The organism is Amnibacterium sp. (assembly GCF_036559085.1).
In the GTDB taxonomy this organism is placed as follows: Bacteria; Actinomycetota; Actinomycetes; order Actinomycetales; family Microbacteriaceae; genus Amnibacterium.
In genome coordinates this window covers 13,353-26,844 of record NZ_DATBTU010000060.1, presented here as the reverse complement: position 1 = coordinate 26,844, position 13,492 = coordinate 13,353, and the positions used below count along the sequence as shown (strand labels likewise).

Annotated in this window: 13 protein-coding genes; 11 read left to right on the top strand and 2 right to left on the bottom strand. The window is 72.9% G+C overall.

The features are described 5' to 3' along the window. The first annotated feature begins 22 nt into the window (after positions 1 to 22). From VIG76_RS10780 to otsB, 3 genes are read left to right on the top strand one after another with little or no spacing between them, the layout of a single operon-like run. Positions 23 to 796: a fructosamine kinase family protein gene (locus tag VIG76_RS10780; protein ID WP_331953952.1), complete on the top strand. Its 774-nt coding sequence runs from the start codon at positions 23 to 25 to the stop codon at positions 794 to 796. Between the two features lie 23 nt (positions 797 to 819). Further along, positions 820 to 2,334, top strand: a complete 1,515-nt coding sequence (locus VIG76_RS10775) for an alpha,alpha-trehalose-phosphate synthase (UDP-forming) (protein WP_414640636.1) — start codon at positions 820 to 822, stop codon at positions 2,332 to 2,334. Further along, on the top strand, positions 2,331 to 3,128 hold the full coding sequence (gene otsB / locus VIG76_RS10770) for a trehalose-phosphatase (RefSeq protein WP_331953950.1): 798 nt from the start codon (positions 2,331 to 2,333) through the stop codon (positions 3,126 to 3,128). Before VIG76_RS10775 ends, otsB begins: the two co-directional genes overlap by 4 nt. A gap of 206 nt (positions 3,129 to 3,334) precedes the next feature. Here otsB and VIG76_RS10765 read toward each other — a convergent pair whose 3' ends face one another. After that, entirely contained in the window at positions 3,335 to 3,727 is a 393-nt protein-coding gene (locus VIG76_RS10765; RefSeq protein WP_331953948.1) for an ester cyclase, read from the bottom strand. Between the two features lie 143 nt (positions 3,728 to 3,870). Here VIG76_RS10765 and ilvD point away from each other — a divergent pair, with 143 nt between their 5' ends. From ilvD to VIG76_RS10735, 6 genes are all read left to right on the top strand, one after another. Continuing rightward, a complete protein-coding gene (gene ilvD / locus VIG76_RS10760) occupies positions 3,871 to 5,583 on the top strand; it encodes a dihydroxy-acid dehydratase (RefSeq protein WP_331953946.1) in 1,713 nt (570 codons plus the stop codon). Between the two features lie 24 nt (positions 5,584 to 5,607). Next, positions 5,608 to 7,545, top strand: a complete 1,938-nt coding sequence (locus VIG76_RS10755; RefSeq protein WP_331953944.1) for an acetolactate synthase large subunit — start codon at positions 5,608 to 5,610, stop codon at positions 7,543 to 7,545. Further along, positions 7,542 to 8,048, top strand: coding sequence for an acetolactate synthase small subunit (ilvN, locus tag VIG76_RS10750; protein ID WP_331953942.1), 507 nt, complete (start codon positions 7,542 to 7,544; stop codon positions 8,046 to 8,048). The genes VIG76_RS10755 and ilvN overlap by 4 nt, the downstream gene beginning before the upstream one ends. A gap of 43 nt (positions 8,049 to 8,091) precedes the next feature. After that, the gene (gene ilvC, locus VIG76_RS10745) at positions 8,092 to 9,117 is read left to right on the top strand and encodes a ketol-acid reductoisomerase (protein ID WP_331953940.1); all 1,026 of its coding nucleotides are present in this window, start codon (positions 8,092 to 8,094) and stop codon (positions 9,115 to 9,117) included. Positions 9,118 to 9,616: 499 nt separating this feature from the next. Beyond that, a complete protein-coding gene (locus VIG76_RS10740; RefSeq protein WP_331953938.1) occupies positions 9,617 to 10,780 on the top strand; it encodes a C40 family peptidase in 1,164 nt (387 codons plus the stop codon). Positions 10,781 to 10,987: 207 nt separating this feature from the next. Next, positions 10,988 to 12,280, top strand: coding sequence for a C40 family peptidase (locus VIG76_RS10735; RefSeq protein WP_331953936.1), 1,293 nt, complete (start codon positions 10,988 to 10,990; stop codon positions 12,278 to 12,280). Here the strand turns inward: VIG76_RS10735 and VIG76_RS10730 are convergent. Continuing rightward, a complete protein-coding gene (locus tag VIG76_RS10730) occupies positions 12,253 to 12,663 on the bottom strand; it encodes a DoxX family protein (RefSeq protein ID WP_331953934.1) in 411 nt (136 codons plus the stop codon). The two genes, VIG76_RS10735 and VIG76_RS10730, sit on opposite strands and share 28 nt — an antisense overlap. Positions 12,664 to 12,735: 72 nt before the next feature. Here VIG76_RS10730 and VIG76_RS10725 point away from each other — a divergent pair, with 72 nt between their 5' ends. Next, positions 12,736 to 13,143 (top strand): hypothetical protein, encoded by a 408-nt coding sequence (locus VIG76_RS10725; protein ID WP_331953932.1) that lies wholly within the window; start codon positions 12,736 to 12,738, stop codon positions 13,141 to 13,143. Beyond that, on the top strand, positions 13,140 to 13,481 hold the full coding sequence (locus VIG76_RS10720; RefSeq protein WP_331953930.1) for a hypothetical protein: 342 nt from the start codon (positions 13,140 to 13,142) through the stop codon (positions 13,479 to 13,481). Before VIG76_RS10725 ends, VIG76_RS10720 begins: the two co-directional genes overlap by 4 nt. Positions 13,482 to 13,492 lie beyond the last annotated feature (11 nt).

Below are 13,492 nucleotides of genomic sequence, written 5' to 3'. Positions count from 1 at the left end.
GCGGCCGACGTACCGTGGGCGGATGAGCGGACGGGTCCACACGAAGCGTCGGCAGGACGCGCCTGGCGGCTTCTTCGAGGCCGAGGCGGCCGGCCTGGCGTGGCTCGCGGCGGCCGGTGGCGCGGCGGTCGTGCGGGTCGTCGCGGTCGAGCCGGGACGCATCGACCTCGAGGCGCTCGAGCTCACCCGGCCGACCGAGCAGCACGCCCGCGCCTTCGGGGCGGCGCTCGCCGCGACCCACGACGCGGGTGCCGCCGCCTTCGGCGTCCCACCCGAGGGCTGGGCCGGACCGACCTTCATCGGCAACCAGGAGCTGCCCACCCGGCCGGAGGGCTGGGCCCAGTGGGGCGCCTTCTACGCGGAGGCGCGGGTGCTCCCGTACGCGCGCCGCGCGGCCGAGCGCGGCCACCTCGGCGGCGCCGAGCTGCGCCTCGTCGAGCAGGCCTGCGAGCGGATCGCCGCAGGCGACCTCGACGACGACGAACCGCCCGCCCGCATCCACGGGGACCTCTGGAACGGCAACCTGCAGTGGACGCCCGACGGCGCCGTCCTCATCGACCCCGCCGCATCGGGCGGTCACCGGGAGACCGACCTCGCGATGCTCGCCCTGTTCGGCTGCCCGTTCCTCGCCGCGGTCTACGCGGCCTACGGCGGCGCCCACGCCCTGCGGCCCGGGTTCGAGGAGCGGATCCCGCTGCACCAGCTGCATCCGCTCGCCGTGCACGCTGCGAGCCACGGCGCCTCGTACGCCGCCTCGCTCGTCTCGGCGGCGCAGAGCGTGCTCGACCTCCGCTGAGGTGCGGCCGATAGCCTGCCCTTCTGCGGAAGGGGTGCGGCATCGACGGGGATGATCAGCAGGAGCGGTTCGATTTCGTGGTCGTCTCGAACCGGTTGCCGGTGGACCGGGAGATCGCGCACGACGGCACCGCGCGCTGGAAGCCCTCGCCGGGCGGACTCGTGACCGCCCTCGAGCCCGTCATGCGGACGAACGACGGCGCCTGGATCGGCTGGTCGGGCACCGCAGGCGACGAGGTCGAGCCGTTCACGACGGACGGCATGCACCTCGTGCCCGTGACGCTGTCCGAGGACGACGTGCGGGACTACTACGAGGGCTTCTCGAACGACACGATCTGGCCGCTCTACCACGACGTCATCGCGCCGCCGAAGTACCAGCGCGACTGGTGGGACGCCTACGTGCGGGTCAACGAGCGCTTCGCCGAGCGCGCCGCGGCGACCGCGGCGGAGGGCGGCACGGTGTGGGTGCAGGACTACCAGCTGCAGCTCGTCCCGCGGATGCTCCGCGAGCGCCGCGAGGACCTGACCATCGGCTTCTTCAACCACATCCCCTTCCCGGCATACGGCCTCTACTCGCAGCTGCCGTGGCGCTCGCAGATCATCGAGGGGCTGCTCGGCGCCGACCTGATCGGCTTCCAGCGGCGCGCGGACGCGGGCAACTTCCTCCGCGCCGTCCGCCGGCTGTTCCGCCTGCCGACCGTGCACAACCGGGTCGAGCTGCCGCCGCAGGGGGAGGGACGCTGGCCGAACTCGGGCGGCGCGAGGCCGCGGGCCGTCGTGGCCCGGCACTTCCCGATCTCGATCGATGCGCGCGCCTACATCGACCTCGCCCACCGCGCGGACGTGCGGGCCAGGGCGCAGCAGATCCGGCACGACCTCGGCGATCCGGGCACGATCATGCTCGGCGTCGACCGGCTCGACTACACGAAGGGCATCGGCCACCGCTTCGCGGCCTACGCGGAGCTGCTCGCCGAGGGCAAGCTCGACGTGAACGACACGGTGCTCGTGCAGGTCGCGAGCCCGAGCCGCGAGCGCGTCGAGTCGTACAAGGCGCTCCGCGACGAGATCGAGCTGACGGTCGGCCGCGTGAACGGCGACTACGGCACCATCCGGCACAGCGCGATCAACTACCTCCACCACGGCTACCCGCGCGAGGAGATGGTGGCGCTCTTCCTCGCGGCGGACATCATGCTCGTCACCGCGCTCCGCGACGGGATGAACCTCGTCGCGAAGGAGTACGTGGCGACTCGCGTCGACGACGACGGGGTGCTCGTGCTCAGCGAGTTCGCGGGCGCGGCGGACGAGATGCAGCAGGCGCTGCTCGTGAACCCGCACGACATCGAGGGGCTCAAGCGGGCGATCCTCGCCGCCGTGCACATGCCGCGGGGCGAGCGACGGCAGCGGATGCGGTCGCTCCGCACGCGCGTGATCGAGCACGACGTCGAACGGTGGTCGCAGGACTTCCTCACGGCGCTGGCGGAGGCCCGGCCCTCCGACAGCGCACGGCAGCTCGCGGCGGGGGATCAGGACCAGCGATGACGGATGGGCGGTCGGGCGGAGGGATCCCCGGATCCCTCCGGGACGCGCTCGAGGAGCTCGCCACGACGGAGCGGCTGCTCGTCGCGCTCGACTTCGACGGCACGCTCGCGCCCGAGGTGGACGAGCCGGATGCCGCCCGGGCCCTGCCCGAGGCGCACGCCGCGGTCGAACGGCTGGCCGCGCTGCCCGCGACGCGCGTCGCGCTCGTGTCCGGCAGGAGCGTCGCCGACCTCGAGCGGGTGTCGCGCTTCGGAGACGAGGTGCTGCTGGTCGGGTCGCACGGCATCGAGCTGCGGCTCGACGACCCCGACGACGTGCTCGCCCTCGACGAGCAGGAGCAGGAGTCGATGGCGCGGCTCGAGCAGGTGCTCGAGCAGGTCGCCGACTCGCTCGACCAGGTGTGGCTCGAGCCGAAGCCCGCCGGCTACGCCCTGCACACCCGGCTCGCCACCGACCGGCGCAGCCGCGTCGCGCACCTCGTCGCCCTCTCTGAGGCGCAGGCCGAGGTCGACGACCTGAAGGTGCGGCTCGGCAAGAACGTGATCGAGTTCTCGATCCGCAGCACGACGAAGGGCGAGGCGGTCGAGCACCTGCGCCGGTACACGAAGGCGACCGCGGTGCTCTACGCCGGCGACGACGTGACGGACGAGGACGCCTTCGTGGCGCTCGGCCCCGGCGACCTCGGTCTGAAGAGCGGCGACGGCCCGACGGCGGCGGACCACCGCGTCGCCGGCCCGGCCGAGGTGGCGGCGGCGCTCGCCCTCCTGGCCGACCTCCGCGCATCCCACTCGTGACCCCCTCCCCAGGGAGTTGCCACTCGCGGTGACTTCCAGACGCGAGAAGTCGCCACGAGTGGCAACCCGCGTGGTGTGCGATCCGGGGGTGCCACTCGTGGTGACTTGCGGGCGCGAGAAGTCGCCACGAGCGGCAACCCGTGGCCCGCCCGCACGCAACCCCCGTGGCCGGCCGGCTCGCCTCCAGGGACGCGCTGCTGTCGCGGTCAGCCCCGCAGCTGCTCCAGCAGACCGGCGCCGTCGAGCGCGCCCGCGTACTCGGTCGCGCGCCCGCCGGCGATCCGGAAGAAGCCGAACTCGGCCCAGTTCACGTGCCGACCGGTCGCCGGGACGCCGAGGAACGGCCCTCGGTGCGTGCCGCGCGCCCGCAGGTGCGCGGCGATCCGGTCCTCCTCGACGACGACGCGGATCCGCTTCCACTGCACGTCCGGGAACGCGGCGAGCAGCGCGGCGGCGTCCTCGAGCCAAGCGTCCGCCCCACGCGGCAGGCCCTGGCGGCGCACGTCGGGCGCGAGCAGCTCCCGCACCGCCTCGAGGTCGTGCCGCTTGGCGGCCTCGAGGTAGTCGTCGAACCACCACCGCAGCTGATCCGGGCCCACGGCCCCATCCTCCCCTCCGGCATCCGAGCGCCGGATGGGGGTCCGTCGGCCGCCTCTGGAGCGGCCCGGGAGCGCGCCGCACCGCCGCGAGGGGCCCGCCCGGACGACCGGGAGGGCCGGGCGCGGCCGGTACGCTGAAAGCCATGTCGGATCAGCCCTCCTCCGCGCCCGTCGACGTCAAGCCCCGTTCCCGCGTCGTCACGGACGGCATCGAGGCCACGACCTCCCGCGGCATGCTCCGCGCCGTCGGCATGGGCGACGCGGACTGGGACAAGCCGCAGATCGGCATCGCGAGCTCCTGGAACGAGATCACGCCCTGCAACCTCTCGCTCGACCGCCTCGCGCAGGCGGCGAAGGAGGGCGTGCACTCCGGCGGCGGCTACCCGCTGCAGTTCGGCACCGTCAGCGTCTCGGACGGCATCTCGATGGGCCACGAGGGGATGCACTTCTCGCTCGTCTCCCGCGAGGTCATCGCCGACTCGGTCGAGACGGTCATGCAGGCCGAGCGCCTCGACGGCTCCGTGCTGCTCGCCGGCTGTGACAAGTCGCTGCCCGGCATGCTCATGGCGGCGGCGCGGCTGAACCTCGCCAGCGTCTTCGTCTACTCCGGCTCGATCGCGCCCGGCTGGGTCAAGCTCTCCGACGGCACGGAGAAGGACATCACGATCATCGACTCGTTCGAGGCGGTCGGCGCCGTGAAGGCCGGCCGGATGAGCGAGGAGGACGCGAAGCGGATCGAGTGCGCCTTCGCGCCCGGCGAGGGCTCCTGCGGCGGCATGTACACGGCCAACACGATGGCGTCGGTCGCCGAGGCGCTCGGGATGGCGCTGCCCGGCTCCGCCGCGCCGCCCTCGGCCGACCGCCGCCGCGACTACCTCGCGCACCGCTCCGGCGAGGCCGTCGTGAACCTCCTGCGGCTCGGCATCACCGCCCGCGACATCCTGACGAAGGAGGCGTTCGAGAACGCGATCGCCGTCGCCATGGCCTTCGGCGGCTCCACGAACGTCGTGCTGCACCTCCTCGCGATCGCGCACGAGGCGGAGGTCGAGCTGACGCTCGACGACTTCAACCGCATCGGCTCGCGGGTGCCGCACATCGGCGACCTGAAGCCCTTCGGCCGGTTCGTGATGAACGACGTCGACCGCGTCGGCGGCGTGCCCGTCGTGATGAAGGCGCTGCTCGACGCGGGGCTGCTGCACGGCGACGCGCTCACCGTCACCGGTAAGACGGTCGCGGAGAACCTCGCCGAGATGGACATCGCCCCCCTCGACGGCACCGTGCTGCGCACCCTCGACAACCCGATCCACGCCTCCGGCGGCCTCACGATCCTCACCGGGTCGCTGGCGCCCGAGGGCGCGGTCGTGAAGACCGCCGGCTTCGACGCGGCCGTCTTCGAGGGCCCCGCCCGGGTCTTCGAGCGGGAGCGCGGCGCGATGGACGCCCTCACGAACGGCGAGATCTCCGCCGGCGACGTGGTCGTCATCCGGTACGAGGGCCCGAAGGGTGGCCCGGGGATGCGCGAGATGCTCGCGATCACCGCCGCCATCAAGGGAGCCGGCCTCGGTCGCGACGTACTACTGTTGACCGACGGCAGATTCTCGGGCGGCACAACCGGCCTGTGCATCGGCCACATCGCACCGGAGGCGGTGGACGCAGGTCCGATCGCCTTCGTGCGCGACGGTGACCCGATACGGGTCGACATCGCCGCACGCACGCTCGACCTACTCGTCGACGAGGCAGAGCTCCAGGCCCGCCGAGCCGGCTGGGCGCCGCTGCCTCCCCGGTACACCCGTGGCGTGCTCGCCAAGTACTCCAAGCTCGTGCACTCGGCCGCCGTCGGCGCCGTCACGGGCTGACCCCTCTCGGATACGGACAGGTCCATGTCGACACCGATCTCCACCCCGCTGCCCTCCGCCGTCCGGCCGCGTCCGGCCGCCGAGCACGTCACCCGGGTCCCCGAGCCCGAGCTGCTCACCGGCGCCCAGGCGGTCGTCCGCACGCTCGAGCTGCTCGGCGTCACCGACGTCTTCGGCCTGCCCGGCGGCGCGATCCTGCCGGTCTACGACCCGCTGATGGACACCGAGAAGATCCGGCACATCCTCGTGCGTCACGAGCAGGGCGCCGGCCACGCGGCCGAGGGATACGCGGCGTCGTCGGGCAAGGTCGGCGTCGCCATCGCGACGTCCGGCCCTGGTGCGACGAACCTCGTCACGGCGATCGCGGACGCCTACATGGACTCCGTGCCGATCCTCGCGATCACCGGCCAGGTCTTCTCGACGTTGATGGGCACCGACGCGTTCCAGGAGGCCGACATCGTCGGCATCACGATGCCGATCACGAAGCACTCCTTCCTCGTGACGACGCCCGGGGAGATCCCCGCGGCGATCGCGTCGGCCTACCACATCGCCTCCACCGGGCGACCCGGCCCCGTGCTCGTCGACATCACGAAGGACGCGCAGCAGGCGACCGCGCCGTTCGTGTGGCCGGTGAAGCTCGACCTGCCCGGGTACCGCCCGATCGCGAAGGTGCACGGCAAGCAGGTCCAGGCGGCGGCCCAGCTGCTCGCCTCGGCGAAGAAGCCGGTGCTCTACGTGGGTGGCGGCGTCATCCGGGCTGAGGCTTCCGCGGAGCTGCTCGAGCTCGCGGACGCCACCGGCGCGCCCGCCGTGACGACGCTGATGGCGCGAGGCGCCTTCCCGGACTCGCATCCGTCGAACCTCGGCATGCCGGGCATGCACGGCACCGTCCCCGCGGTGCTCGCCCTGCAGGAGGCGGACCTCCTCATCTCGATCGGCGCGCGGTTCGACGACCGCGTGACCGGCAAGGCCTCGCTGTTCGCCCCGAAGGCGAAGGTCGTGCACATCGACATCGACCCCGCCGAGATCGGCAAGATCCGCTTCGCCGAGGTGCCGATCGTCGGGGACGCGAAGGAGGTCTGCGCCGAGCTCGCGGCCGCCTTCCGTGCCGTGACGGCCGGCGACGCGACGGCGACCCCGGCCGACCGATACGCCGACTGGTGGACCTATCTGCACGGGCTGCAGGCGGAGTTCCCCCTCGGCTACGCCCCGACCACGGACGGCCACCTGTCGCCGCAGTACGTGATCGAGCGGATCGGCGCGATCAGCGGCCCGGAGGCGGTCTACGCGTCCGGCGTCGGCCAGCACCAGATGTGGGCGGCCCAGTTCATCAAGTACGAGCGGCCGAACTCGTGGCTGAACTCCGGCGGCGCCGGGACCATGGGGTACGCCGTGCCGGCCGCCATGGGTGCGAAGGTCGCGCAGCCCGACCGGATCGTCTGGGCGATCGACGGCGACGGCTGCTTCCAGATGACCAACCAGGAGCTCGCGACCTGCACGTTGAACGAGATCCCGATCAAGGTCGCGGTCATCAACAACTCGTCGCTCGGCATGGTGCGGCAGTGGCAGACCCTGTTCTACGACGGCCGCTACTCGAACACGCACCTGAACACCGGTCACGGCACGAGGCGGGTCCCCGACTTCGTGAAGCTCGCGGAGGCCTACGGCGCCCTCGGCATCCGGGTGGAGCGCGAGGAGGACGTCGACGCCGCGATCAAGCTGGCGATCGAGACGAACGACCGGCCGGTCGTCATCGACTTCGTCGTGTCCGCCGACGCGATGGTGTGGCCGATGGTGCCGCAGGGGGTCAGCAACTCGTACGTGCAGTACGCCCGCGACCACGCGCCGTCGTGGGACGGCGACGAGACGCCCGACGGCAAGGATGCGGACCTCGCCGCGGTCCCGGTCGTCGACCCGCAGAACGACGCCGCGCCGCCCGCGAACCCCGGCGCTCCCCGATGAGCCACGTCCTGTCCCTGCTCGTCGAGGACAAGCCCGGCCTGCTCACCCGCGTCGCCGGCCTCTTCGCCCGCCGCGGCTTCAACATCGAGTCGCTCGCGGTCGGCCACTCGGAGGTGCCGGGCCTGTCCCGGATCACCGCCGTGGTCGACGTGGAGGACCTGCCGCTCGAGCAGGTCACGAAGCAGCTGAACAAGCTGATCAACGTGATCAAGATCGTCGAGCTCGAGCCCTCGCAGAGCGTGCTCCACGAGCACGTGCTCGTGAAGGTGAAGGTCGACGCCGGCACGCGGCCGCAGGTGCTCGAGATCGTCGAGCTCTTCCGCGCCTCCGTCGTCGACGTGACCCAGGAGGCGCTGGTCATCGAGCTCGTCGCCGGGTCGCAGCGCACCGCCGGGCTGCTGAAGATGCTCGAGCCCTACGGCATCCGCGAGCTCGCGCAGTCGGGCCTGCTCGCCATGGGCCGCGGCCCGAAGAGCATCACCGAGCGCATCCCCCGATCCTGACCGCGCCTCAGCGCGCATCCGAACCAGAACGAAAGGCCCCGCCATGACCGAGATCGTCTACGACAGCGACGCCGACCTCTCCCTGATCCAGGGCAAGAAGGTCGCGGTGATCGGGTACGGCTCGCAGGGCCACGCCCACGCCCAGAACCTCCGCGACTCCGGGGTCGAGGTCGTCGTCGGCCTGCCCGAGGGCTCGAAGAGCCGCCCGAAGGCCGAGGACGCCGGATTCCGCGTCCACACGCCCGCCGACGCCGCCAAGTGGGCGGACCTCATCGTGATCCTCGCTCCCGACCAGGTGCAGCGGCACCTCTACGCGGACGACATCGCCCCGAACCTCGCCGACGGCAAGGCGCTGCTCTTCGGGCACGGCTTCAACATCCGCTTCGGCTACATCACCGCCCCGAAGGGCGTCGACGTCGTCATGGTCGCCCCGAAGGGCCCCGGCCACACCGTGCGGCGCGAGTTCGAGGCCGGCCGCGGCGTGCCCGTGATCGTCGCCGTCGAGCAGGACGCCACCGGGCAGGCCTGGGACCTCGCCTGGTCGTACGCGAAGGCGATCGGCGGCCTCCGCGCCGGCGGCATCAAGACCACGTTCACCGAGGAGACCGAGACCGACCTCTTCGGTGAGCAGTCCGTGCTCTGCGGCGGCCTCACGCAGCTCATCCAGTACGGCTTCGAGACGCTCACCGAGGCCGGCTACCAGCCGCAGATCGCGTACTTCGAGGTGCTGCACGAGCTGAAGCTGATCATCGACCTCATCTGGGAGGGCGGGATCGCGAAGATGCGCTGGAGCATCTCCGACACGGCCGAGTACGGCGACTACGTCTCGGGTCCCCGCGTCATCTCGCCCGAGGTGAAGCAGAACATGCAGGCCGTGCTGAAGGACATCCAGGACGGCACGTTCGCCAAGCGGTTCATCGAGGACCAGGACAACGGCGGCAAGGAGTTCCTCGAGCTGCGCAAGAAGGGTGAGGAGCACCCGATCGAGGAGGTCGGCCGCGAGCTCCGCAAGCTGTTCGCCTGGCGCAACACCTCCGACGACTACGTGGAGGGCTCAGTCGCCCGCTGATCCTTCCTGACGTCGAAGGGCGCGTGCTCCTGCCGGGGCACGCGCCCTTCGTGCTATGCCGGCGCCCCCGGCGGTGGTGCAGGAGGGGCCGGGCGGCTTCGGGCACCTGCGGGCGTCATCGGACGCCCGTCTCGCCCGAAGTGGCCCGTCGCGCGGGTGGCGGGCGCTTCTCCGCGCGTTCCTCGAGGCCCGCTGTGAGCGCGCTGCGGCGGTGCCGTGAGGGCTCCGTCAGACCCTGGATCCGGGCCGCCCACACTTTCCTGGGCGCACAGATGCTCGATACGGCGTGTCCAGATCACATTCCGATAACGCCCAGGGTGTGCGCTGGCGCTGCAGCACTGCTACGGTCATGCGCGGCAGCCACCCCCAAGGCTGCGCATCGCGACCCCACCCCGTTCGCGACCCGGTCCAGCACACCCCTGCTGACGCCTACCCCAAGGCCCGGGTCGACACCACCCGATGGATTCCCTGCGATGCGGATCCACGTAGGAGGCCGCACGTGCCCAGCAGAGCCACGCGCCGAATCGTGACCACGACCGTCACCGCGCTCGTCGCCGTCTCCCTCGCGGGCGTCGGCCTCGGCTCGGCAGCAGCGGCGCCATCCGGCCAGCCGACCTGCGAGAGCGTCCACCCGGCGTCCAAGTCGGCCGCGGACATCCGCAAGGCCGTCGACACGCTGACGACCTGCATCGCGGGGCTGCAGAAGTCGGCGGACGCCGCCGGCCGCACGTCCCAGGTCGCCGACGAGCACTACCTCAGTGCGAAGGCCGCCGCGGGCCGGGCCGCCCAGCGCTACACCGCAGCGCAGAAGGTCGCCGCCGCCGCCACGGCCAAGGCGCTGAAGTCCCGCGCCCGCGCAGCGGTCGTCGCCGCGAACCTGGCGCGTACGAGCAGCGCAGACCAGGCCGCCGGCCTCATCCTCGACGGGGGAGGCGCCACGCGCGTGCTCTACCGGGTCAGCCGCATGTCGCAGCTCTCGGTGCAGTCCACCCAGATCTTCACCGACGCCAAGAACGACGAGCACACCGCGAAGGTGCTCGAGTCGAAGGCCTCGGACGCGGCGACGACCGCGCAGTCGGCCGCCGACCGCTCCAAGGCCGCGTTCGACCAGGCGAAGCGCGACGCCAAGGCTGCGAAGGACGTGGTGGACGGCCAGCGCCGCCGCGAGCAGGCCCTGCAGGCGGAGCTCGCCGCGCTGCTGCCCCGTCCGTCGGCGCCCTCCGGGTCCAGCGGGGGCGGCTCGTCCTCGTCCTCGTCCTCCGTCTCCAACCTGCCGGCCAACGCCTCCGTCGCCGCCCGGGTGATCGCCTTCGCCCGGTCGCACATCGGCGACCCGTACGTCTTCGCCGCCGCCGGCCCGAACGCCTGGGACTGCTCCGGCCTCACCATGGCCGCCTACGCCGCCGCGGGGATCGGTATCGGCGGCCACACCGCCACCGGCCAGTACAACCTCGCCGCCAGCCAGGGCAAGCTCGTCTCCTACGCCAACCGTCAGCCCGGCGACCTGCTGTTCTACACGGATGGCAACGGCGACATGTACCACGTCACGATCTACTCCGGGAACGGCAACATGATCGAGGCGCCGTACGAGGGCCAGAACGTGCGCGAGGTGCCGGTGCGCGGCTACCAGCTCGTCGGCCAGGTCGCCCGCTTCAGCGGCTGAGCCGCCCGAGCGAGCCGCCGTTCGCTGCGCGTTCGCCAAGGACTGGAACCAAGGGCTGGCACGCCGCGCGTTCGAGGAGTCCAATAGCCCTAGGTAGGCCGATCGGTGCGCGAGCACGGCGCGGCCGTCCGGCCCCCTCGAGCGGACCCTCCGCTGAGGCGACCCACCCAGGTCGCCCGTGAGGCGCCGCCGGAGGAGGGCGGGATCGTGCGCGAGTCGGCCGGACGCCGCCGCTGCGGTTCGGCGGGAGGCGCCGTCGCGCTGACGCTCGCCCTCGTGCTGGGCGGCGGCACCGCCGCGTTCGCCGCGACGCCGGCCCCCAGCCCGACGCCGAGTGCGCGCACGACGGCGCGCTCGAGCCCGAGCCCCACGCCCACCGGCACGGCGGCAGCGAAGCCGACGGCCGAGGCGAAGCCGAAGACGCCGGTCATCCACTACCCGACGCTCGACGAGCTGCTCGCCGCGCAGCGGTCGGCGAAGGCGCAGGCGGCGGAGGTCACCCGCATCGGCGAGCAGGTGATCGCGCTGCAGCACCAGGCGGATGCCGCCGGCCGGGCCTCGCAGGTCGCCGATGAGCACTACCTGGCCGCGAAGAACGCGCTGGACGCCGCGACGGCGGCGAAGGCCGCGGCGGACACGGAGGCCGCCACGGCCGCCGCGACCGCGCACGCCTCCCGCGCCCGCGCGAGCGCGCTCGCCGCGCAGCTCGCCCGCACGGATCTCGGCACCCTGCCGCTCTCGCTGGTGCTGAACAGCCGCATCTCGGGCGGCACCCTCCAGGGCCTCAGCACGGCGACCCAGCTCTCCTCCGTCGCGGCCGAGGTGTACCAGCAGGCGATCGACGACGAGCGCACCGCGGCCGGCGCGAAGGTCGCGGCGGCGCAGGCCGCGACGAAGGCCACGGCGGCCGCCGAGGCCGCCGCGAAGGCGGCTGCGGCGGCGAAGGCGGCGTCGCAGTCCTCGGCGAAGGCGGTCCGCACCGCCCAGCAGCACGAGCAGGAGCTCGTGCTCGACCTCGCGGTCCTCCAGCGGACCAGCGAGAAGGTGGCGTGCGACTACCTCGCGGGGAAGCACCACCAGCCGCTCTGCGACCCCAAGGCGGTCGCGGCCACCGCGACGACGCCGGCGGGCAAGGCGGTCGCGTTCGCGCGGGCGCACATCGGCGACCCGTACGTGTTCGCGGCGGAGGGCCCGCACGCCTGGGACTGCTCCGGCCTCACGATGGGCGCGTACGCCTCCGTCGGCATCGACATCGGGCCGCACTCGGCCACCGCGCAGTACGCGCTGGAGAAGGCGGAGGGGCATCTCGTCCCGTTCGCGGACGTGCAGCCGGGCGACCTGCTCTTCTACACCGACGGCCGCGGCGACATGTATCACACGACCATCTACTCGGGCGCCGGGATGATGATCGAGGCGCCGTACGCGGGCGCCGACGTGCGCGAGGTGCCCGTGCGGACCATGGACCTCGTCGGTCAGGTGGCGCGGCCCGCCGGTCGCTGAGCGAACGCGCCGTACGCGGTGGCCGCAGCGATGCCGATCTGGAGCAGCGTGCGCGGCACGATCGGCATGGCCACCGGGCCGAACCGGTCGGGATGCCGGGCCGCGTAGGCGTTCGCCGGGAGGACGGCGCCGTAGAACGCCAGCAGGGCCACCCCGGCGGCGCGCCGTGTCGACGGCATCAGCAGCCCGGCCGCGCCGGCCAGCTCGCAGCACCCGGTGACCGCCACGAGGGTCCGGGGCGACGGCACCCCCGGCCTGCGCAGGGCCGGCGGGATCATGGCGGCCATCGTTCGGGACGGCCCCGGCGTGAAGTGCAGCACACCCATCGTCGCCAGGGCCGCGGCGAGCACGCCCCGGATCGCGCTCGGCGCATCCATCCGCATCCGGCCAGTAGAGCGCATCCGGATGGGGGATCGGCGCGAGGCCCGCGCCGAGCCTGGGAGGATCGTTGCACCATGGCCGACGATCCCGACGACGAGGCGCTCTCCTGGGCGGGCGACGAGCAGGAGATCGCGAGGCCCGTGCGCACGGCCGAGGCCGGCCCAGCGGCCGGCGCCTCCTCGGGCGGGATGACGCTCGTCGCGCTCGGGATCCTCGGCGGGATAGCGGTGCTCGAGACGATCGGCTGGGTGCGGAGCGTCTTCTCCGCGACGATCGAGGCCACCCTCGACCCCGGCGCCGGTGCGCTCGGTGCGACGGCCTTCGGGATCAACGTGGTCGGCCGTGTCGCGGCGGTCGCGGCGCCCCTGCTCTGGTTCGGGCTCGCCGCCACGCGGATCCGGCGCCGCTCGCGCCGCTTCGCCTGGCTCTCGCTCGGCGCCCTGCTGCTGCTGCCGTGGCCCGCGCTGCTGGGGCTGCTGTGAGCGCCGTCGCAGAGACGCCGAGCCGCCCCGGCCTGCGGCTCGCCATCGCCCTCGCCTTCCTGCTCGCCTTCCTGTGGGAGCTGCTCGGCGCGATGTCGAACCTGCTCGCCTGGGCCGGCTTCGCCGCCGTGCTGCACCGGTCGCTGTCCGCGTTCGCCTGGCTCGTGCTCGGCGGCGGGGTGGTCGTGCCGCTGGCCGCCTACGCCCTCGCCGTCCTGCTCGCCCGGAAGCGGTCGCCGGGCACCTTCGCCCTCGTGCTGCTCGTCGCGTTCGCCGCCTCCGAGGCGCTCACGCTCAGCCTGCTCGCGTTCTTCCAGGCGGGCATCGGCGTCCGCTGATCCGCCCGGAT